The sequence below is a fragment of the Pseudocnuella soli genome (assembly GCF_004347775.1).
GTDB lineage: Bacteria > Bacteroidota > Bacteroidia > Chitinophagales > Chitinophagaceae > Flavisolibacter > Flavisolibacter aquaticus.
Genome location: NZ_CP037755.1, coordinates 940,913 through 961,207, shown reverse-complemented (window position 1 = coordinate 961,207; position 20,295 = coordinate 940,913). Strand labels below are relative to the sequence as shown.

The 20,295-nt window shown below is 52.0% G+C and carries 19 protein-coding genes; 10 read left to right on the top strand and 9 right to left on the bottom strand.

From position 1 onward, the window contains the following. Positions 1 to 67: 67 nt before the first annotated feature. Positions 68 to 1,585, top strand: coding sequence for a bifunctional phosphoribosylaminoimidazolecarboxamide formyltransferase/IMP cyclohydrolase (gene purH, locus EPD17_RS04060; RefSeq protein ID WP_132051991.1), 1,518 nt, complete (start codon positions 68 to 70; stop codon positions 1,583 to 1,585). Positions 1,586 to 1,701: 116 nt separating this feature from the next. Beyond that, positions 1,702 to 2,646 carry a DMT family transporter gene (locus EPD17_RS04055; RefSeq protein WP_204743290.1) on the top strand — a complete coding sequence of 315 codons (945 nt, stop codon included), beginning with the start codon at positions 1,702 to 1,704 and terminating at the stop codon, positions 2,644 to 2,646. A gap of 73 nt (positions 2,647 to 2,719) precedes the next feature. Here EPD17_RS04055 and EPD17_RS04050 read toward each other — a convergent pair whose 3' ends face one another. The 3 genes from EPD17_RS04050 to EPD17_RS04040 all read right to left on the bottom strand — a co-directional run bounded on the left by EPD17_RS04050 (position 2,720) and on the right by EPD17_RS04040 (position 6,220). Beyond that, a complete protein-coding gene (locus EPD17_RS04050) occupies positions 2,720 to 4,030 on the bottom strand; it encodes a polysaccharide deacetylase family protein (RefSeq protein WP_132051989.1) in 1,311 nt (436 codons plus the stop codon). A 124-nt stretch (positions 4,031 to 4,154) separates the two neighbouring features. Further along, the gene (locus EPD17_RS04045) at positions 4,155 to 5,531 is read right to left on the bottom strand and encodes a LutB/LldF family L-lactate oxidation iron-sulfur protein (RefSeq protein ID WP_132051987.1); all 1,377 of its coding nucleotides are present in this window, start codon (positions 5,529 to 5,531) and stop codon (positions 4,155 to 4,157) included. Positions 5,532 to 5,626: 95 nt separating this feature from the next. Next, positions 5,627 to 6,220, bottom strand: coding sequence for a DUF3109 family protein (locus EPD17_RS04040; protein WP_132051985.1), 594 nt, complete (start codon positions 6,218 to 6,220; stop codon positions 5,627 to 5,629). 155 nt (positions 6,221 to 6,375) lie between these two features. On the opposite strand from EPD17_RS04040, the gene EPD17_RS04035 reads away from it, so the two are divergent. Continuing rightward, on the top strand, positions 6,376 to 7,494 hold the full coding sequence (locus tag EPD17_RS04035) for a prenyltransferase/squalene oxidase repeat-containing protein (RefSeq protein ID WP_132051983.1): 1,119 nt from the start codon (positions 6,376 to 6,378) through the stop codon (positions 7,492 to 7,494). On the opposite strand, the gene EPD17_RS19850 is transcribed toward EPD17_RS04035, so the two are convergent. Then, positions 7,468 to 7,635: a hypothetical protein gene (locus tag EPD17_RS19850; RefSeq protein WP_165929516.1), complete on the bottom strand. Its 168-nt coding sequence runs from the start codon at positions 7,633 to 7,635 to the stop codon at positions 7,468 to 7,470. The genes EPD17_RS04035 and EPD17_RS19850 overlap by 27 nt on opposite strands. A gap of 154 nt (positions 7,636 to 7,789) precedes the next feature. Here EPD17_RS19850 and EPD17_RS04030 point away from each other — a divergent pair, with 154 nt between their 5' ends. Genes EPD17_RS04030 through EPD17_RS04015 form a run of 4 tightly spaced genes read left to right on the top strand, consistent with a single transcriptional unit; the run spans position 7,790 to position 12,860 of the window. Further along, positions 7,790 to 9,610, top strand: a complete 1,821-nt coding sequence (locus EPD17_RS04030; RefSeq protein ID WP_132051981.1) for an ABC transporter ATP-binding protein — start codon at positions 7,790 to 7,792, stop codon at positions 9,608 to 9,610. Between the two features lie 60 nt (positions 9,611 to 9,670). Beyond that, on the top strand, positions 9,671 to 10,873 hold the full coding sequence (locus EPD17_RS04025; RefSeq protein WP_132051979.1) for a glycosyltransferase family 4 protein: 1,203 nt from the start codon (positions 9,671 to 9,673) through the stop codon (positions 10,871 to 10,873). Then, positions 10,863 to 11,825, top strand: a complete 963-nt coding sequence (locus EPD17_RS04020) for a glycosyltransferase family 2 protein (RefSeq protein ID WP_132051977.1) — start codon at positions 10,863 to 10,865, stop codon at positions 11,823 to 11,825. The genes EPD17_RS04025 and EPD17_RS04020 overlap by 11 nt, the downstream gene beginning before the upstream one ends. Before the next feature lie 39 nt (positions 11,826 to 11,864). Then, complete coding sequence (locus EPD17_RS04015; protein ID WP_114236972.1) at positions 11,865 to 12,860, top strand: UbiA family prenyltransferase; 996 nt, start codon at positions 11,865 to 11,867, stop codon at positions 12,858 to 12,860. A 71-nt stretch (positions 12,861 to 12,931) separates the two neighbouring features. Here the strand turns inward: EPD17_RS04015 and EPD17_RS04010 are convergent, their stop codons facing one another. Both EPD17_RS04010 and EPD17_RS04005 read right to left on the bottom strand, forming a co-directional pair. Beyond that, entirely contained in the window at positions 12,932 to 13,753 is an 822-nt protein-coding gene (locus tag EPD17_RS04010; protein WP_132051975.1) for a ferritin-like domain-containing protein, read from the bottom strand. Between the two features lie 79 nt (positions 13,754 to 13,832). After that, complete coding sequence (locus EPD17_RS04005; RefSeq protein ID WP_132051973.1) at positions 13,833 to 14,537, bottom strand: ferritin-like domain-containing protein; 705 nt, start codon at positions 14,535 to 14,537, stop codon at positions 13,833 to 13,835. A gap of 638 nt (positions 14,538 to 15,175) precedes the next feature. On the opposite strand from EPD17_RS04005, the gene parS reads away from it, so the two are divergent. Both parS and EPD17_RS03995 read left to right on the top strand, forming a co-directional pair. Further along, positions 15,176 to 15,604, top strand: a complete 429-nt coding sequence (gene parS / locus EPD17_RS04000; RefSeq protein WP_204743289.1) for a type II RES/Xre toxin-antitoxin system antitoxin — start codon at positions 15,176 to 15,178, stop codon at positions 15,602 to 15,604. Next, positions 15,601 to 16,068, top strand: a complete 468-nt coding sequence (locus EPD17_RS03995; protein WP_132051971.1) for an RES family NAD+ phosphorylase — start codon at positions 15,601 to 15,603, stop codon at positions 16,066 to 16,068. Before parS ends, EPD17_RS03995 begins: the two co-directional genes overlap by 4 nt. A gap of 100 nt (positions 16,069 to 16,168) precedes the next feature. Here the strand turns inward: EPD17_RS03995 and zwf are convergent, their stop codons facing one another. From zwf to EPD17_RS03980, 3 genes are all read right to left on the bottom strand, one after another. Beyond that, positions 16,169 to 17,662: a glucose-6-phosphate dehydrogenase gene (gene zwf / locus EPD17_RS03990; RefSeq protein WP_114236968.1), complete on the bottom strand. Its 1,494-nt coding sequence runs from the start codon at positions 17,660 to 17,662 to the stop codon at positions 16,169 to 16,171. A 59-nt stretch (positions 17,663 to 17,721) separates the two neighbouring features. Beyond that, a complete protein-coding gene (gndA, locus tag EPD17_RS03985; RefSeq protein WP_204743287.1) occupies positions 17,722 to 19,155 on the bottom strand; it encodes an NADP-dependent phosphogluconate dehydrogenase in 1,434 nt (477 codons plus the stop codon). A 109-nt stretch (positions 19,156 to 19,264) separates the two neighbouring features. Beyond that, entirely contained in the window at positions 19,265 to 19,723 is a 459-nt protein-coding gene (locus tag EPD17_RS03980; RefSeq protein ID WP_132051969.1) for a c-type cytochrome, read from the bottom strand. Between the two features lie 105 nt (positions 19,724 to 19,828). On the opposite strand from EPD17_RS03980, the gene EPD17_RS03975 reads away from it, so the two are divergent. Then, positions 19,829 to 20,176 carry a carboxymuconolactone decarboxylase family protein gene (locus tag EPD17_RS03975; RefSeq protein WP_114236966.1) on the top strand — a complete coding sequence of 116 codons (348 nt, stop codon included), beginning with the start codon at positions 19,829 to 19,831 and terminating at the stop codon, positions 20,174 to 20,176. The last annotated feature ends 119 nt before the right edge of the window (positions 20,177 to 20,295 follow it).

The window sequence follows — 20,295 nt, the reverse complement described above, 5'->3', positions numbered from 1 at the left end:
CGCCTACCTTTGCGCCTTGCCGGCCACCTTGGCCCCACTTTCGATTGCGCCCCTCAACCCCATTTTTATGAACAAAAAGATCAACGCTGCACTTATTTCCGTTTTTTACAAAGATGGTCTGGAGCCCGTGGTACGCCAGCTACAGGCACAAGGCACTACCATTTATTCCACCGGTGGCACCCAGCAATTCATTGAAGCACTGGGCATTGAAGTGGTGCCGGTAGAAAGCCTCACCACCTACCCTTCTATTTTGGGTGGCCGTGTAAAAACCCTGCACCCCGCGGTGTTTGGTGGCATCCTGGGCCGCCGTGCCGTGGAAACCGATAGGCAGGAAATGGCGCAGTACAAGATCCCCGAAATAGACCTTGTGATTGTGGACCTGTATCCGTTCCAGGAAACGGTTGCCAACACCACGGAGGAAAAAGCCATCATTGAAAAGATCGACATTGGCGGCCCTTCCATGATCCGCGGCGCAGCCAAAAACTTTTCGGATGTAGCCGTCATTGCATCGAAAGACGATTATAGCAAGCTGGTAGAAATTTTAGCGCAGCAGGGCGGTGAAACTACCTTGGAACAGCGCCGTGCATTTGCGGCAAAAGCCTTCCAGATCGTGGCCGACTATGATATTGCCATCAACAATTATTTTAACCCCGATACCGCACTGACCGTGCTGGGTGCCGGCCAGCAAACCGTGTTGCGCTACGGCGAAAACCCGCACCAGACCGCCATTTTCCACGGCGACCTGAGCCAGTGTTTTGCACAACTGCACGGCAAAGAACTTTCCTACAACAACCTGGTGGATGTGGATGCGGCCATTGAGTTGATCAAAGAATTTGACGGCACCAACGATGCCATTTTTGCCATCATCAAACACACCAATGTTTGCGGCATCTCCTCACGGGCATCAGCAGCCGAAGCATGGAAAGATGCACTAGCCGGCGACCCCGAAAGCGCTTTTGGTGGCGTGCTGGTAACCAACAAAGAAGTGGATGCTGCTACTGCCAATGCCATCTCCGAGATCTTCTTTGAAGTGCTGATTGCGCCCAGTTTTTCAGCAGAAGCAATGCAGGTGTTGCAAGCCAAGAAGAACCGCATTTTGCTGCAATTGAAAAACACCAATACTACCCCGAACATTTACAAAAACGCCGTAAACGGCACCCTTCAGCAAGGCAAGGATGTGGGCAATTTTGAAAAATGGGAAGAAGTGGGCGGCCGCCAAAGCTCTGATGCCGAACGCAAAGACCTGGAGTTTGCCAACATTGTGTGCAAGCACTTAAAATCGAACGCCATTGCGTTGGTAAAAGGCGGGCAATTGGTGGGTAAAGGTTGCGGGCAAACCAGCCGCATTGATGCCCTGCGCCACGCGGTGGAAAAGGCTAAGCAATTCAACTTTGATCTGGCTGGCGCCGTGATGGCATCGGATGCGTTTTTCCCCTTCAACGATTGTGTGCAACTGGGCCACGAAGCGGGCATCACCGCATTCATCCAGCCCGGCGGCTCCATTCGTGATAAGGATAGCATTGCCTATTGCCAGGAAAAAGGTTTGGCGCTGGTAATGACCGGTATGCGGCATTTCCGGCACTAATTTTTCATACCATCGGCGCCCTTGCCCCAGCTTACCCGGCCCGTTTGGCCTTGTAAGTTCAGCGCAGTAAGGGCGCCGATTTTTTTTATAAAAACGGGTACCAACCCGCAGCAATAGTGGAACACGACAGTAAAACAGCGGCAACCGCTAGCGCAGCACATTTGTTGCAAACCGAAAGCAAATCGAAAGGCAAAGGACCGGCCCTGGTGGCGCTTGGCCTGGTGTGCTTTCTTTGGGGCACCACCTGGATCGCTTCGCGGCAGGGCGTAAAATACATGCCGGCGTTGCAGCTGGCAGCCATCAGGCAGGTGCTGGGCGGCTTGTGCTATATTGTTTTTTACGTTATCAAAGGAGCGGCATGGCCCCGTGGCCGCGAGTGGCGCACCATACTTATTCTTTCCCTGTTCAACTTTGTGCTCAGTAATGGATTGTCTACCTGGGGAGTAAAATTTATCCCGGCAGGACTGGCCGCCATCATTGGCGCCATCTTTCCGCTGTGGCTGGTGGTGATTGCATTGGTGGTAGATAAAACGCGGCCCAAACCGCAGGCACTTACCGGCCTTGCCGTTGGCTTTGCGGGCATCTGCGTTATATTTTACGAACACCTGTCCGAGCTGTTCAATCCCGATTTCCTGTTTGGCATTCTTATTTCCCTGTTTGCCACTTGGACCTGGGCCGTGGGCACGCTGTACACCAAAAAACATGCGGCCTCGTTTAACCCCTATTTTTCGCTGGGCCTGCAAATGACCATTTCGGGTGTGGTGCTGTACGGCACGGTGGCGGCTACCGGCAACGATGTTTCCATCAAAGCCATTCCGTGGCAGTCGTGGGCAGCCATAGCCTATCTTACCGTATTTAGTTCGGTGGCTGCATTTGTGGCGTACCTCTATGCCTTGCAGCGCCTGCCCACAGCGCAGGTATCGCTGTATGCTTATATCAACCCGGTGATTGCCATTGTGCTTAGTGCGCTGTTTTTCAGCGAGCCCCTAACCGTGTTTATTATTGTGGGCACACTCATTACGCTGTATGGTGTGTGGCTGGTAAATAAGGCGGTGAAATAGAAGGGCAAAGGTGAAAAGTGAAAACCTAAAAGTATTTTACTAACACGCTGGAATTCCACTTTTTGGCTTTGACTTATGCCTTTTGACTTAACGTAGCTTCCTGCACAAACTGCTCATACACTTCCCGCCAGCCTTCAAACTCCGGTGCTGTTCCTAAAAAATGGTTGTGCCACAGTGTGCCCATGGTGCCGCCAACGGAGCGGGTTACCCGAAGCAGTTCGCGCAGCTCGGAAAGGGCTTCGTCCGGTGACAGTTTTTGCTCGTGGTAGGCATTCGCATCCATAAAACAAAACGGGTGAATTAGCAGGTCGGTTTGTGCTTCCTGCTCCAGGTCGTACCAATAAAACGGCATGGCCACCGATGCGCGGAAACCGTTGATGGTGCCGTATCCCATCGAGTATTCGTGTTTAATGCCCAGCTCCTGCAAGCGGTGGTAAGTGTGCGGCATCGACATGCGGATGTAGTGCTGCCGCGAGTGCATGATGTGCTGGTGCGCCGCCTTTTCCACAAATGCTTTTTCGCGGCCCATGGCCGCTTTATGATCGCCGCTGAACCACGACGGGTGCATGCCGATGGTATACCTCGTTCCCAGCGCATGAATCAACTGCCCAAACTGCGGCACATGTACATCGGTGTTTTTATCGAACCGGCCTTTTTCAATGGCGGCCAAAATAAAATACACTGGTTTTAGACCATATTGTTGGTGTAACTCATCCAGCCATTCAAACGAATCGTATGGATCGGGCAGCTTGCCCTTCAGCACTTTAATATGACGGCTTGCCTGCCCAAACTTAAAGCGTGCAATGGCTTGCAAAATGCGCCCCCACCTTACCTTGGCCGGCTTGTAGCGGTGGCACCAGGCAATGTCAATATCGTAAGTAGGTTCAAACTGGAACTGCGGCTTTTGCAATTGAATGCCGGGAAAACGCTCCTGCAACACAGTGCGAAAATCCTCGAGCCAGATGTTGATCAGCGGCAGGTGCAAAAACTCCTCGCGGTGCGCCAGCGATGCTTCATGCGAAAAGCGGCCGTACGCATCTTTTGCATGCGGCAGGTATTCTTCAAAACGGGTAAGCAGGTAAAATATGCCGGCAAAAAGATCGAAGCCCAGGTCGCCGGTGGTTTCAAAAAAAACCTTGTAGCCGTTGTGCTCCACGGTGTGCAGCGTGAAGCGGCGTTTTTCTGTTTCGGATAAAATGGGACAGGGCTTGATGTACAACTCGCCGTTGCTGATGCGCTGGTGCGAGTAATTGATCTTGGGCTCTTCGGCCTCGGCATAAGCCCCTTCATTGGCCATCACCTTAAACGGATGCTCGTAGTACCGCGTCAGAAAATCGGCCACATACTTTAAACGGGGTGTTATGGAATGGGCGTACAGGAGCACAGGCGTATGGTTTAGTTAGCAATTTAAGCCGCCAACAGATATAAAAAATGATGAATTATGAATTATGGATGATGAATTTCAAGAAGTACCTACCAATTCATAACGCATCATTCATCATTCATAATTAACTACGCTCCTCTTCCCGCCACATCTGGTTGAAGGTTTTTTTAGGAAACACCAGGTCGGCGCGGTGTGCTTTCCATTCTTTTACAAAACGGTTCACCACCCAGCCTTTGATGTTGCCCGGTGCCAGGTTCATGAGGCTGCGGTGCAGCATGGCCCTTTTCCACAACTTCCATGCAGTGCGTTCCGCCATTGTTGCGGCGCCTTCCTGCACTGCTTCGGAGCGGTTGTGCAGCAGCAGTTCGTGCAGGTTAATTTTTACCGCACACACTTCGGTGCAGTTGCCACACAGCGACGATGCATAGCTCAGGTGCTTCCACTCGTCCATGCCCTTGAGGTGCGGCGTTATTACAGCCCCAATAGGACCGCTATACGTCGTTTGATATGTGTGGCCGCCAATATTTTTATATACCGGGCAGGCATTGAGGCAGGCACCGCAACGAATGCAGTACAGCGCCTCACGACTTACCGGGTCGGCCAGCAGGTTGGTGCGGCCGTTGTCTAATAGGATCACGTACAATTCTTCGGGGCCATCCACTTCGCCGGGCTGGCGCGGGCCGGTTACCAATGAATTGTACACCGTTACTTTTTGCCCCGTTCCAAACGTGGAGAGCAGCGGCCAAAACAAGGGCAGGTCGTTAATGGAAGGAATTACTTTTTCGATGCCCACCACCACGATATGTGTTTTGGGCAGGGCGCAGCTCAATCTTGCATTGCCTTCATTTTCCGTAACGGCAATGCCGCCCACATCGGCCACAATAAAGTTGGCCCCGGTAAGGCCTACTTCAGCGCTGGCGTATTTTTCGCGCAGTTTGTCGCGGGCCACCAAGGTTAGCTCGCTGGGCGAAAGATTGGGTGAAGTGCCGAGTTTTTGTGCAAATAGGCGGGCCACATCTTCCTTGCTTTTGTGCATGGCCGGCGTAACAATATGATAAGGCGGCTCGCCATCCAGTTGCTGTATGTATTCGCCAAGGTCGGTTTCCACGCTTTCAATGCCTTGCTCCTCCAAAAACCGGTTGAGGTGAATTTCCTCCGTCACCATGCTTTTGCTTTTCACCAGGGTGCGGCAGTTTTTTGCTGCGCAAATTTTACGCACTTCTTCCAGCGCCTCTTCGGCGGTTTCGGCCCACAGTACTTTGGCGCCACGGGCCGTTATTTTTTGTTCAAAAGCCAAGAGGTGCTGGTCCAGGTTTTCAATGGCCTGCCACTTGCGGTTTTTTGCCCGTTCACGGGCATAGTGCACGTCTTCAAACTGCTGCTTACCTACGGGCACTACTGCGTTGTATTTGGCAATATTAAAATTGATCTTGCGGCGGTGTTCGCGGTCGGCGGCTTTGATGGTGCTCTTGGCTATGAAGGTGGCGGCCTGTTCGGACATGGGAGGTTGTGGGTTTAAAAGTTGAAGGTTTAAAGTTTAAGGTTTGGGGCCGTTGTTGCAGTGCAACTTTAGACTTTAGACCTTGAACTTTGAACTTATTTTCTCTTCTCCGGCGCGGCATCGAAATGCTCGACGGCCAGCTGGTGCAGCGTGTCGTAAAACTCTGCTCCAAATTTACGCACCAGCGCTTCTTTCAGGAATTGATACACGGGCACTTTTAGTTTTTTGCCAAACGCACAGGCTGGTTTGCACAGCACTTCGCGGGGCTCGTAGTTCACCATCGTGTAAGTATCGGTTTCGTTAAGCCGGATGGGAAACAGGTGGCAGGAAATGGGTTTTTTCCAATCTAGCTTGCCATCGTTGTAGGCCGCTTCAATGCCGCATTTTATGATGCCCCGCTCATCGCGAAAACCATAGGCGCAAACGCCGCCATTGATCACCGGCGTTACCCAGCCAAATTCGCCATCCTGCACAAACAGGCCCTGGCGCAGCAGCTCGGCGCGGCCTTCGGCAGTGAGGTAAGGAAGGATCACCTCCAGGTTTTTGCGGATGATTTCCATTTCCTCGTCGGTTACCGGCGCGCCGGCATCGCCGTCTTCGCAACAGCCGCCCTTGCATTTGGCAAGGTCGCACACAAATTTCGCTTCCACCACTTCATCGGAAAGCAGCGCCTGGTCGATTTGAATCATGCTGCAAAGATAACCGCCAAGCGCCGGATTGGCGCGGCCGCTGGCTAATCAGGAACAACATTTTGCACGCAGATAAATGCCGCGAACCTGGCTTTAGGCCTTTTGCCAAAACCTGCAGCATTGTTTAGCTTTGCCCTGCACCTAATAGCCTGCTGTTGAAAACAACCCCACCAGCCAACGAAGCAATTCCCGATACTGAAACGGCCATCCAAAAGGGCCTCGACTACCTGGAGCAACACCAGTTTCCGCACGGCGAATTTGTTTGTTATATGGGCGGCGATGAAGCCTTGCAGGGTTGGACGCTTCATGTAAATATGCTGTTTCCCACTACGCTGATTTGCGATGCATTGCTGCAGCTGCCCCAAACGCCACAGGTGGCAAAAATGCTGCAGCAGGCAGGCTGGTTTTTGCGGGCACATATGGGCCCCGGCAGCACTTGGCACCACTACACCTGGATGGCGGCCCACCACGAGGTGCTGCCTTATGATGTGGATGATTCGAGCTGCGTGAGCAGCGTGTTGCAGCGCCTGGGTATCGATCATCCGCAACAGCCTTTGCGGCGGTTGCTGCTGGGCAATAGAAACAGCAAGGGACTATTTTATACCTGGTTTGCTTTCCGGTGGCGCTGGAATACCAACAAAACCTATTGGCGGCTGGCGCTCCGCGAGTTCCTGGCGCCGGTAAAAGGGCTGATTTTCTGGAAAAAAATGGAATGCTCCCGCAACGATGTGGATGCCGTGGTCAATGCCAATGTGCTGACCTATTTGGGCGAAGGGCCCGAAACAGAGCCGGTTGTAGCCTGGATCAGGCGCATTGTAGAGAACGGTGAAGAGGCGCGTTGTGATAAATACTATTGCAACCCGCTTTCGGTGCACTACTTTTTTGCAAGGAGTTACGCATCGGGGATTAGAGGCCTGGAGCTGGTGCGCCAAAAAGCCATGAGCCGGGTGCTTGCCCATGCCCAACCCGATGGCAGCTTTGGCGCCTCGGCGCTGGAAACGGCCTTGGCCGTTTGCGCCCTAGTTAATTGGGGATATGACGGCGCCGAGTTGGCTGCAGCTTGCAGTTACTTGCTCCTGCGTCAGCAATCCAATGGGTGCTGGCCGCGCTGGTGCCTGTATTATGGCGGCCCGGCCAAACGCAGCACCTTTGGGTCGGAAGAACTGACCACGGCCATTTGCCTGCAGGCACTGAGCCAGCATGCCCAATTGCGGGCAAATGGAGCGGAAAGCAACGCAAGGGCCGGCTCAAGTGTGGCTGCCGCAGGTTTTTAATGAGCCTGTTTGCATAATATTATCTAATTTCAGCGCGTATTTTAGCATTAATCCTAAACCCTTTTCCAAAAATGCTGCTATCGCAAAGTGCAAGCCCAGGGCCAGCACCACCAGGCCACCCCAAAACATTTGGGTACCCATGCACCTGTACTTTGCCCCAAACAAATTTCATCCGGCTCAGGCCGGCAACACAGCGCCAAGCTCCCTCCAGCATCTTGTAGAAACCAAAACACCCCGGCTTTTCCGTGCCGGCTAAAACTTTTTAAGAACACACTGCCAGGCAAACCCTACTGCAATGAGTGAGCGATTAAGTATAAAAGATAAGGTGCAGCAGCTAAGAGCAAACCTGAAACTGCTGCGTACGCTTCGGCTGATCTGGACCGTTACGCGGGGTCGGGTGCTCTTTACCGTAGGGATGATTGTACTGGAAAGTGCCCTTTTTTTTGGCTCGCTGTATATTTTTAAATTACTGGTAAATGCCGTGGCGCAACAGCCCGATGTGCCGGCAGCAGCAAGACAGCAGGAGGTAATTACTTACTTAATTATTGCTGCGGCGATTGGCGTGGTGTATATGATGGTGCGGGCTCTTACCGGCCATGTGGCCGAAGTGCAGGCCGCCAAGGTCAGCACCTTTATCGACGATAAAATTCATGGCTGCGCCGTATCGCTGGACCTTTCATTTTTTGAAAGCCCCGCTTACTTTGATACGATGAAACGGGCCATGGATGCCGGCCCCGACCGCCCCAACGCCATTCTCACCAACCTGGTAGATATTGCCAAAAACGCCATGATGCTCCTGATGGTAGGCTCGCTGCTGATTTCCATTCACTGGCTGCTGCTGCCCCTGATGGCGGTGTTTATTATTCCACTGCTATGGGTGCGCATCAAATCGGCCGACCGGATGTATGAATGGCGGCGCAACCAAACGCACCTCGAACGGAAATCGGCGTACCTCAGCTCGCTGCTTACCGGCGATACGGTGGCCAAAGAGATCCGTGCCTTTGGCCTCGGCTCTTACCTGCGGTCCTGGCACAAGTCTATTTTTACCGACCTCATTACCCAACGTCTGCGGCTCAACCGCCTGGCCACTACCAACGAAATGATTGCCGGCGGATCGGTAACCCTGGGCATTTTTGCCTGCATTGGTTTTATTTCCATTTCGGCCATGAACGGCACCACCAGCCTTGGTGATGCAGCCCTGTTCCTGATTGCTTTTCCGCAGCTCAATAATATTTTGTACTCCCTTTCGGGCGGCATTTCGGTGCTGTATGCCAACAGCATTTATGTAAACAACATTTTTGAATTGTTTGACCTGAAGCCCAGCCTGGCCGAGCCCCAAACCCCGGTGCCGGTACCTACCGATGAAAAGCTGGACCTGGAGCTGAAAGATGTAAGCTTTACCTACCCGCATGCCAAAGACCCGGCACTTACCGGGGTGGATTTGCACCTGCCTGCCGGCAAAATTGTAGCGGTGGTGGGCCTGAACGGCGCCGGTAAAACAACGCTAATCAAACTGCTTTGCCGCTTGTACGATCCCACAGAAGGAGCCGTTACATTGGGCGGTGTAGATGTGCGCCAGTTTAGCAGCGCCGAATACCGCAGGCAGCTGTCGGTAGTGTTCCAGGATTTTGGCCGCTACAATGTTAGCGCTGCCGACAACATCCGCTTTGGCGACATTCACCGCCAGCATTCCGACGAAGACCTGGTGACTGCAGCCGAACACTCTGGTGCAGCAGCTTTTATCAACAAATTTCCGCAAGGCTACAACACCACCATGGGCCGTGTGTTTGAAGAAGGCCGCGAAGTAAGTATTGGGCAGTGGCAAAAACTGGCCATCGCCCGGGCATTTTACAGCACCTCGCGGATCGTGATTTTGGATGAGGCCACCAGTGCGCTGGATGCGGTTTCGGAGCAGCGGTTGTTTCAAAGTTTTAGGGAACGCATTGGCAATCGTGCGGCACTGATCATCAGCCACCGCCTGTCGGCGGTAAAACATGCCGATTATATCTATGTAATGGGCGATGGGCAGGTAAAGCAGGAAGGCACGCATGATGAGTTGGTGAATACACCCGGCGAGTACGCCAAACTGTTTCTAAAAAAACCTGTTTTAAAATAAAGACCATTTATCTTTAAATTTTACACCTAAACTGCTTTTGATACCCTCAACATCCGCCCGATGACTGCACCCGAACAAAATAAGCCAACGATAGCGCCAAAGCCACAGCAGGCAAGGGTGGCTATTGTTTCGATGTGCAGCGATGACTGGGGCGGCAGCGAAGAGTTGTGGGCACGCAGCCTGCCTTTTCTGCGGCAGTCGGGCATCGGGGCTTCCCTTTCCAAAGTAGGTATCAACCCGCATCACCCGCGCATTGCTGCACTGGCGCAGGCGGGTGTGCAGTTGCAGCCCCTGGGCGATACGCCGGCCAATGCACCGCTGAGCCGGCGCCTGCAGAAAAAACTGCGGGAAAGGCTGTTCCGGCGGCCGCCAGGTTACTGGGAGCACATCAACTTTGGCAAACACCTCCAGCTTTTTCGGCCTCAATTGGTTATCATTGCACAGGGTATAAATTTTGATGGCTTGGACTATGCTGCCGTTTGCAGCGCACATAATATACCCTACGTTGTTGTTTGCCAGAAAGCAGTGGAATTTTTCTGGCCCCCGGCCCACCTGCGGCAGTCCATGCGGCAGGCTTTTCAACGGGCTAAAAAATGCTATTTCGTATCGCAGCACAACCTGCAACTCACCGAGGAGCAGTTTGGGTTCCGGTTTTCCAATGCCTGTGTAATACACAACCCGGTGCGGTTGGTTCCGAAAGCACTTCCTTTTCCTATTGCATCAGAAACCATTCGCCTGGCTTGTATCGGGCGGCTGTTTATTATTGATAAAGGGCAGGACATTTTGTTGCGCATTTTGGCGCAGCCCAAATGGCGGTCCCGCCCGGTGGTGGTGAGCTTTATTGGCATCGGCCACGACGAGGCAGGCATTAAAGAGCTGGCTGCGCTGCTACAACTGACCAACGTGGTGTTTGAAGGACAGGTAGAAGGCATGGAAGCCGTTTGGCAACAACACCATGCACTGGTGCTGCCGTCGCGCTGCGAGGGCATGCCGCTGGTGGTGCTTGAAGCCCTGGCTGCTGGCCGGCCGGTGATTGCATCAAAAGCAGGCGGCACACCCGAGTATGTAACGGAAGGCGTGAACGGTTTTTTAGCCGAAGCAAATGTGGAAGATTTTGAAGCCGCAATGGAGCGGGCCTGGCAGCAGCGCCATCGCTGGGCCGAAATGGGCACCACCGCGGTAGCCATGATACAAGACCAGATTACTGGCAGCCCTGAAGAAGTTTTTGCAAATGAAATAACTGAGCTAATTTATGAAAACTAATCCGCTGGTATCGGTTATAATACCTACCTACAACCGGGCTTCGGTGTTGGCGACGGCCATCCGGAGCGCACTGGCGCAAACGTACCCCAACGTAGAGATCATTGTGGTGGACGACGGCTCACAAGACAACACGGCGCAACTGATGGAAGCATTTCCATCGGTGCAATATGTGATACAGGAACATGCCGGCCAGGGCGCTGCCCGCAGCCGCGGATTGAAGTTGGCCAAAGGCACCCTTATTGCTTCGCTGGACTCGGACGATTACTGGGAGCCGCAGTTTTTGGAGCAAACCGTAGCCCTGCTCGAAGACAACAACCTCGACTTTGTTTTTGCCAACTGGATACAGGAAACCAAAGACGGCGGGCAGATCGATTTTTGCCGCTTCAACCCTTACCTCGAACATTATTTTGAGCAGCAGCCGGGCAACACCGTTTTGTTCAATTCATCGGAGCTGCGCTACATGTATATCCGCGCCTGCCTTTCACCATCTTCATCGCTTTTGGTGCGGGCTTCCTCAATGGTATCGGGGTGGAGCAACCAGATGAATATTGCCGACGACTGGTGCATGCTGCTCGATATGCTACTGAACAAAGCCTGCACTGCCGGATTTATAAAAGAACCACTGTGGCGCAAAACCGTGGTGGGCGACAATATTTTCGACGGCCGCAGCCGCGAGGAAGTATATAGCCTGCTGTATGTAGCTGATGCTAAAGTGATCCTCGAACGCCACATGCACCTGCTGACGGTGCCCGAACAAAAGTTTTTAAAAAAACGCTACCTCGAGTATCTGGTGCGCAGCGCCAAAAACAACATGCGCACCAATGGCAAAGTAATAGAAGGCGTACGCATGATGCAGCAGGCGGTGTTTTTTCACCCGCTGAATTATGCCCGCATTTTTTCGAAACTGATGATGCAAACCGTGATGCGCAAGTGGCATGAAATGGCTGAATAAACAGCGTTGCGGCGCAACCAAAATGAGTATCCTGCAGCAATGAAACTGACGAAACTGATCCGGCTGAGTGAGTGGTGGCAATATAAAATGGCGCCCCTGGCCGCAATGGGCTACGCCACTGCCTTGTACTGTGGCGCCGATGTGCTGGCACTGTTACCCGGCTTGCTGATGGTGGTGGTTTCGGCTATGTTTGGCGCCGCTTACGTAAGTGTGCTCAACGATTTTACCGATATAGAAGAAGACCTGGCCGCAGGCAAATACAACCGGCAAAGCAAACTGACTCCTGTCCAACGCAGGCTGCTGCTGGCCGCCAGCGCCATTCCCGGTTTTTTGTTTCTTTTCTTTTTTTATAAAGATTCGTTGCCCACGCTGTTTTACTTTTTGGCCGGCGTATCGTTCACTGCTTATTCCATGCCTCCCATGCGGTTAAAAAATAAAGGCGTGTGGGGCGTGGTGGCCGATGCCAGCGGCGCCCATCTTTTCCCTACACTCACCATTGCTGCCGCCATCTTTCATTTTGCAGGCAAAAATGCCGATGCCGTGTGGATGATCAGTGCCGCCGTGTGGGCTTTTGCCTATGGGCTGCGCGGCATTATGTGGCACCAGTTTTCCGACCGTATGAACGATACCGAATCGGGCACCAGCACTTACGCGGTGAAACGAGAGATCTATAATTTCTGGATTATTGCCAAAGGCATATTGGCCGTGGAAGTGCTTGCGCTGTGCGTGTTGCTGGCTTATTTAAACATGCCGCTGTTGTGGCTGGTATTTGGGTTGTACATCATTGGCGTGGCTATTGCCCGCACATTTTTCAACATCAAGGTGATTGCTATTTTGCCGGTGCCCGGCCGCAATTATATTTTCCTAAATACTTTTTACCAACTGTTTTGGCCAGTGGCGGTGCTGCTGGTGGTGGCGCTGCAGCAACCCGGCACCTGGTGGCTGCTCTTATTGCACCTGGTGCTGTTTCCACAAAATATTTTATCCTGCTTCCAATTAAGCCGCCGCTTTTTTGGCCGGCTGAGTGCCCAATAAAAAAAGGGGCAAAAGGCTGCACCAATAGCACAGCCCTTTTCACCCCTAACGCCTAAACTAACGGGTACGGATCAACGAATAAATGGTCGTACAATAGCAAGTACCTGTTGTTCGGTCAACGGCTCATCAAAAGCTTCGGTTGCATCGTCCATACTAATGGACATACCGTTGATGTTGGTGATGTCAACACCGGCCTGCGTTGCATTTTCTTCGCCTGCATAAATAGCAGCTGTTGCAGCAGGCAAACCGCCCAAATCTTTGCCCGTGATCCATGGCTTAACAGCAGCACCGCGGGCCCTGCGCATTTGGCGTATATGCGATGCATGGCGTGCTTCCACCGAATGAATATTGAGGGCCGCAGTGAGCACATCGTTGTTGGAAATAAGCTTGGCAGCCTGCCCTTTGTAGGCCCGCACGCCGGTATCTTCAAACGCCTGCGCCACCGCCAAAAAAGTATCGTAGTTGGAAAAAACATTGGCAAATGCGCCGCCTGCGGTAAAATCAAAATTGGGTTTGTTTACCGGTGTGCCGCCTGCACCCTGGATGGCTGTACGCAAGAACGCCACATGCGCAACCTCATGATCGCGAATGGTGGTGATGGCGCCGGTTGGTGCACCTGCAGGAATCAGTCCGGCTGACGCTACAGCTTGTGTATAAAACTCGGCTTCCAGGTACTCCAGTGTCAGTGCATAATTCAATACATCAAGTACGGTAGTTACACTTTGGCCATAGGCTTTTTTAAACATTCCGCCCAGTGAAAGGGGCACAGCAGCAAGGGCTACTTTTCCGGCAAAAGAAGTAAACTGCTTCAGCGCTGCGCGGCGGCCATCAAGGCGGCCACTCATATCAGGATCCAGCTTTTCAATCTGGTCGATTACATTATAGAGATTCATTTGATTGACGATTTACGATTATGGATTGACGATTGTTTGAAACTGCAATAGCATGTTCACCATTGCTCATTCACGCCATTTAATTTGTGGGCAGGTTTGATGCATTGATCCGCGTTTTTACAAAAGGCGCAGCGGCTGCCAGCACTTCCATTGGGTTGAGGCTGCGGTCAAGGCCATTGGCATCCACAATCGTATTGTCGGCAAATGAGCCATTGGCAATAAGGTCGCGAACCAGGGCTGCGTGGCGTGCTTCCACCGAAACGATCTTTCCTGCCAGCAACAAGTAATCGGGATTGGCGAGCAGTTTACCGGCACCATTGTATGCCGATACACCGAGGTCTTCAAATGCCTTTGCAGTAGCCAGCACCGACTCGCGGCTAGTGAAGTTTACGGCACTAAAATCCACTTCCAGGTTGCGGATGGCATTGTTGGCGAGGGCCTTTTTAAACAACTCGCGGTGTGCAATTTCATGATCTCGGATCTCGTCAAAATACTGCCGCTCCAGTGGCGAAATATTATTGTATGGCATTTCGGCCACGCGGGTATAAAACGCCGCTTCCAGCTGTTCTAACGCGTATGCATAGTTGAGCACGCCAATATCGCCGCTGCCCAGGTTTACGCCGCCGTCCATTTCGTCGGTTTCGTCTTTGCCACATCCGGTAATGATGATTGCTGCCGATGCGCCGGTGATGCCTGCAAAGCGCAAAAAGTTGCGGCGCGATACATTACGGGCAATAGGGTGTTGTTCAGAAGCCCCGGGCTTCTGTCCGCTGATGATGTCCATATGTTATGGGATTAAGGTTTGGTAATAGTTAAAGCTGCCCCGATCGTAAGCATTTGCATAGAGTTACGTAAAGGGTAAACGGTTTGGATTGTGGGCGATAACATTTTTTTAAAAAATAAATCCGAGGGGTGCTGCGACATGTTTATAGACTGCACTTGTTACTAATTTGAATACAATTGCTACTTGCCCTGCTTCATATTTTTAAAGGAATTGTTTCTTGTCGAAGGGCACCAAAATGCACCTGTTGCCGGAACAATATTCAAATAGAAATTGGCCCCTTTCAATAATGCAACTTCAATCGAATTGCAGTCGAAGCAAAGTCTTGCTACATTAGGTATGTCATGCCGAACTTGTTTCGGCACCTCCTTCAAACTCCGGTGTTTTGTGAATAGAAAAGATTATCCGAAATGGGTAATGCATCAGCACTCAAAAATTCAAAAACACTCTGCCTCTAAGAATTACTAACATTATAGCAAGTCCAACCAATACCGACATTTGTCGAATTTTTTACGCCAACTTTGTTATCTTTAGGCAAATCAGATATTATGAGGAGGGAGTTTGATCAACTTGCAGGGAGTAAATTGAGTACTAAAAAAATGGCGACTCAGGCCAGTCTTAAAAAGCCTACAAATATAGCCTTGGCCAGCAAACCGGGAAAGGAACAGCTTTTTTCCTACCAGTCGGTTGATGATAAAAATGTATTGGCCATTATTGATGCGGTGCGGACAGGCATATCTTTCAGTGCGTTTGAAAAGCTGGTCAAAGATGCGCCCTTCTCTTTATCGGAATGGGCCAACTACCTGCAACTTTCAGAGCGAACCATTCAACGGGCCCAAAAAGAAAGAAAGGCTTTTCAGCCCATCCAATCGGAGCGGATCGTTGAACTGGCCATGCTTTATCAATATGGAGTAGAAGTGTTTGGCGACAAGGAAAACTTCAATACCTGGCTCAACTCCAGGTCGGTGGCATTAGGTGGGAGTACGCCGAAAGCATTACTGGATACCAAGTTTGGTGTAGGCATGGTAAAAGATGAATTGGGCAGAATCGAACATGGCATTTTAGCATGATCGTTTACAGATTAAGCAAAGGCAAACATCGGCTCGATCTTTCCGGAAAAGGTGCCGAATTGTACGGCGGGAGATGGAATAGCAAGGGCGTGGCCATGCTTTATACAAGTCAATCGCGGGCTTTAGCATTTGCCGAAGTGGCCGTGCACCTACCGATCGGCATCGTGCCGAAAGATTACTACCTGATTTCAATTGAAATACCCGATACTGCGGATTTGCTTGAACTAACAAATGCTGATATGCCGCCGGACTGGCGCTCCAATCCACACTCAAACAGCACCCAACAAATTGGCGATGGGTTTATTCTGGCCGCAGAATATCTGGTATTAATTGTTCCTTCTGCTGTTGTGCCCGGAGATTGTAATTACCTGATCAATCCAGCGCATCATCAATTCAAAGAGATTAAGATTGTAGATGAAGAACCATTCGAGTTCGACAGCCGGTTTGTAACTAGGGGTAAGTAAAAGCACGCTGCTAGATCATGTAAAATCTATCAGCTACAAATGCAGCTTAAATGCTTAGCACCGCTACGTTTAATTGTAACATCCAGATATTTCACTTTCATCACCCCCCATTCAACGGCAGCGTAGTCCAATGATTGCCGTCCCGTGCAATCAGTGCTTCGGCATCTTCAGGTCCCCATGAGCCCGATGCATAGTTGGGAAAATCAACCGGCTGCTTGGTGCCCCACACTTCCATAATGGGCGCCAGTATGGCCCAGGCACGCTCCACCTGGTCGGCCCGCATAAACAGCGTGGCATCGCCTTCAATCACATCCTGCAGCAGCGTTTCGTAAGCTTCGGGCTGTGTTTCGGAGGTTTCGTTGAAATAATTAAATACCATTTCCACGGGCTGCAGCGTCATTTGCTGGCCGGGCTGTTTGGCCTGGAAACGCAGGCGTATGTCCAGCTTTGGACTGATGTTGATGAGCAGGCGGTTGGGCCGCCAGGTATCCACTGATTCGGCTGGAAAAGAATAGCTGGGCGCCGACTTGAACTGCACCGAAATATGCGTGGTTTTTTCCGCCAGGCTTTTGCCGGTGCGCACATAAAACGGCACGCCGTTCCAACGCCAGTTGTCGATGAATAACTTGATGGCGGCATAGGTTTCCACCCCACTTTGCGGCGCCACCGATGCCTCCTCGCGGTAAGCCACACGTTTTTTACCTTCCACCCACCCCGATGCATACTGGCCACGCACCGCATGGGTATGCACTTCCTCGCGGCGCAAACAGCGGATGGCTTTGAGCACATCATGTTTTTTGTTGCGCACCTCGTTGGCATTGAACGAAACGGGCGGCTCCATGGCCACCATGCACAGCAGTTGCAGCATATGGTTTTGCACCATATCGCGCAGGGCGCCGGCGCCTTCAAAATAAGCGCCGCGGTCCAGCACGCCTACTGTTTCGGTAGCGGTGATCTGCACATGATCAATATACCGGTGGTTCCAAATGGGCTCAAACATGGTGTTGGCAAAACGAAACGCAAGAATATTCTGCACCGTTTCTTTTCCCAAAAAATGATCGATGCGGAAAATCTGTTCCTCGGCGTACAGCTTGGTCAATTGGCCGTTCAGTTCCCGGGCACTTTGCAGGTCGTGGCCAAAAGGTTTTTCAAACACCAGCCGGTGCAAAGCCGGGTTGTTGGCCAGCTTGTGGCCGTGCAGCGATGCTGCAATGGCCGGTGCCAGCTGGGGCGCCACCGACAGGTAATACATGATCGTGGCCTCGGCACCCCACTCTTTTTGCAGCGCTGTTATTTTTTTACCCAGCACTTTATACTCCGCATCCTTCGATGCGTCGACTTGCAGATACTCTATGTTTTTGGAAAATGCATCCCAGTGTTCTTTTAATTGCTCCTTGCGGCGGGCATGCTCGTCAATGCCTTCTTTGATCAATTTTTTATATGCCCCATTAGCCAGCGCCGAGCGGCCGATGCCGGCAATAAAAAACTGCTCCGGCAGGTTGCCATCGAGGTATAAATTAAACAAGGCAGGCAGCAGCTTGCGCTGTGCCAGGTCGCCGGCACCGCCGAAAATAAACACTATTGTAGGTTGCATGGTTAGGAGTTATGGGTTGGGCAAAAAATGCGGCCACGAACGTCAACAAACGAGCCGCATCAGGGTTCAGGCTGCTCATCGGGGCCTTCGTGCCACTCGGTATGAAATACGCCTTCGCGATCGGTGCGCTTATAGGTGTGGGCACCAAAATAATCGCGTTGCGCCTGCACCAGGTTGGTGGGCAGCCGCTCACTTCGGTAGCTATCGAGGTAAGCCAGCGATGCGGACAGTGCCGGCACCGGCACCGCAGCGGCAATGGCCTGGGTAAGCACGTTTCGCAGGCCGCTTTCGTGTTCTTGCACCAGGCCTGCTACCGTTTTGTCCAGTAAAATATTGGGTAAGGTTTCGTTTTGTGCAAATGCCTGCTCCAGTTGTTTGAGCAGTGCGGAGCGAATAATGCAGCCGCCTTTCCACACCTGCACCACGGCAGGCAGCGGAATGTCCATACCCTCCTCATGCGATGCAGCGGCCAGCATGCTGAGGCCTTGGGCATAAGCGCAGATAAACCCGGTAAACAGGGCGCTCTCTAATTCGGCCTCCAACGCAGCAGCTTTATTTACAGCGGCCGTTTTTTGCCCAAACAATTTTGCTGCCTCCTGGCGCTGGCCCCTAACTCCCGAAAGGGTGCGGGCCGCCACGGCAGCATCAATGGCCGGAATGGCTACCGGCAGGTTCAGCGCCTCCTGGGTGGTCCAGCGGCCGGTGCCCTTGGAGCCGGCTTCATCCAGTATCATATCTACCAGCCATGCTTTAGTTTCGGTATCGCGAAACCGGAACACATCGGCGGTTATTTCTATTAAAAAAGATTGCAACGGGCCGTCGTTCCATTTTTGAAAAAGGGCCTGCAGTTGCTCTGCCGTATAGCCAGCACCGCGGTGCAGTATATCGTACACCTCGCTGATCATTTGCATCATGGCGTACTCAATGCCGTTGTGCACCATTTTTACATAATGGCCCGCTGCGCCCTTGCCCATAAAAGCAACACAAGGTTTGCCGTCGGCTTCGGCGGCTACGGCTTCCAGCAGGGGCTTGAGGAATTGGTAGGCTTCGCGGTCGCCGCCTGGCATCATGCTCGGCCCGAGGCGGGCACCCAGCTCGCCGCCCGAAATGCCCATGCCAAAAAAATGTATACCCTGCTCGTGCAATTGGGCCACACGGCGCAGGGTATCGCGGTAAAACGAATTGCCGCCATCGATCAGGATGTCGCCGCTTTCGAGGTGCGGCAGCAGCGAGTTGATGGCACTGTCCACCGGGTTGCCGGCGGGCACCAGCATCATCAGCTTGCGCGGCTTTTTTAGTGACAGCACCATTTCCTCCATACTGGCCGCGCCTTTTACCGTGGTGCCGGGCCGTGCCGCCGTTTCCAGCGCCTGCATGCGTTCGGGGTTGAGGTCGTAGCCGGTGGTAGCAAAGCCATTGTCGGCTAGGTTCAGCAACAGGTTGCTGCCCATTACGCCCAGGCCGATCATTCCAAAATCAAATTGTGGCGTCATATAAAGGTTAAGGGGTTTAAAGTTGAAGGTTTAAAGTTGGCATGGGCCAAAAGTTTGCGTTGCTATACCAGCAAACAGCGAACCTTAAACTTTAAACCTTCAACTTTTATCATTGCTGGGTGGCCGGAGCTGTGGTGGCCGGTGCAGTAGGGCCGCCGGGGCGCTGCGGTGCAGGAGGCCAGGAAGAAGGCTCTTTTTTACCACCATGGCAGGTGTAGCAGGTTACTTCCAACTTGTCTTTCACCGCCGTCCAGTCGCCTTTCCACTCAAAGTATTTCTTGTTGAGCTTCTGGGTCATTTTCATCATTTCGCGGGCCGTGAGCTTGTGCTCATTGGCATCGGAGGCAAAGTCCATGGCTTTGGCTTCCTGGTTGTACACATGGCAGTGGTTGCATTTTACCCCCAGCGATGCGGTAAAATGTTTCATCACCACATCCATTTCTTCTTTGTTGATTTTTTTGGGCAGGACCTTCAGGTTTTTGTACCGCACTTCTTCGGCATTGGTAAATGCCAGAGAAGAAGCGATCAGCACGGCAAAGGTGGTGACGAGCAGAAAAGATTTCTTCATAAACGGTGTTTGAGCTTTGAATTTATTACAAAAAATTTGCTTTCCTTCTTAACAAAACGGAGTGCCCGTCATTCGCTATTTTTGCACCGCAAAAAAGAACCGATAATGGCCAATCAGATACAGGAATTTAATGAGTACCGGGCAAAGATGAACGAGGTGATCCTGAGCAAGAACAACCTGGTGATGAAGCGCCTCTGGAACCTGGACACGAACACCTACGAAGCCGGTGCACTGGACACGAAGACAAAGGAAATGCTGGGCCTGGTAGCCTCCATGGTGCTGCGCTGCGACGACTGTATTAAATACCACCTGGGCAAAGCGTTTGAGCAGGGCGTAACCACCGAGCAGGTATACGAAATTTTTGCCGTGGCCAACATTGTGGGCGGAACGATCGTTATTCCGCATACCAGAAGGGCGGCGGAATATTGGGAAGAGCTGGTGGCACAAGGATAAGTTGAGAACCGCAGAACAAGAAACAAGGAACGCCGAATAACGAAGTTGAGGCAGGTCAGTTTCTTTCGAATGAATAATCCGGACCTTTGAAATGCTTTTAGGAAACCAAAACTAAGGGG

Coding starts and splice junctions, on each gene's coding strand:
- EPD17_RS03975 (WP_114236966.1), top strand. CDS start 19,829: ATGGCCAATCAGATACAGGAATTTAATGAGTACCGGGCAAAGATGAAC.
- EPD17_RS04040 (WP_132051985.1), bottom strand. CDS start 6,220: ATGATTCAAATCGACCAGGCGCTGCTTTCCGATGAAGTGGTGGAAGCG.
- EPD17_RS19850 (WP_165929516.1), bottom strand. CDS start 7,635: ATGGGTACCCAAATGTTTTGGGGTGGCCTGGTGGTGCTGGCCCTGGGC.
- gndA (WP_204743287.1), bottom strand. CDS start 19,155: ATGACGCCACAATTTGATTTTGGAATGATCGGCCTGGGCGTAATGGGC.
- EPD17_RS03995 (WP_132051971.1), top strand. CDS start 15,601: ATGATCGTTTACAGATTAAGCAAAGGCAAACATCGGCTCGATCTTTCC.
- EPD17_RS04005 (WP_132051973.1), bottom strand. CDS start 14,537: ATGGACATCATCAGCGGACAGAAGCCCGGGGCTTCTGAACAACACCCT.
- purH (WP_132051991.1), top strand. CDS start 68: ATGAACAAAAAGATCAACGCTGCACTTATTTCCGTTTTTTACAAAGAT.
- zwf (WP_114236968.1), bottom strand. CDS start 17,662: ATGCAACCTACAATAGTGTTTATTTTCGGCGGTGCCGGCGACCTGGCA.
- EPD17_RS04030 (WP_132051981.1), top strand. CDS start 7,790: ATGAGTGAGCGATTAAGTATAAAAGATAAGGTGCAGCAGCTAAGAGCA.
- EPD17_RS03980 (WP_132051969.1), bottom strand. CDS start 19,723: ATGAAGAAATCTTTTCTGCTCGTCACCACCTTTGCCGTGCTGATCGCT.
- EPD17_RS04045 (WP_132051987.1), bottom strand. CDS start 5,531: ATGTCCGAACAGGCCGCCACCTTCATAGCCAAGAGCACCATCAAAGCC.
- EPD17_RS04010 (WP_132051975.1), bottom strand. CDS start 13,753: ATGAATCTCTATAATGTAATCGACCAGATTGAAAAGCTGGATCCTGAT.
- EPD17_RS04020 (WP_132051977.1), top strand. CDS start 10,863: ATGAAAACTAATCCGCTGGTATCGGTTATAATACCTACCTACAACCGG.
- EPD17_RS04025 (WP_132051979.1), top strand. CDS start 9,671: ATGACTGCACCCGAACAAAATAAGCCAACGATAGCGCCAAAGCCACAG.
- EPD17_RS04015 (WP_114236972.1), top strand. CDS start 11,865: ATGAAACTGACGAAACTGATCCGGCTGAGTGAGTGGTGGCAATATAAA.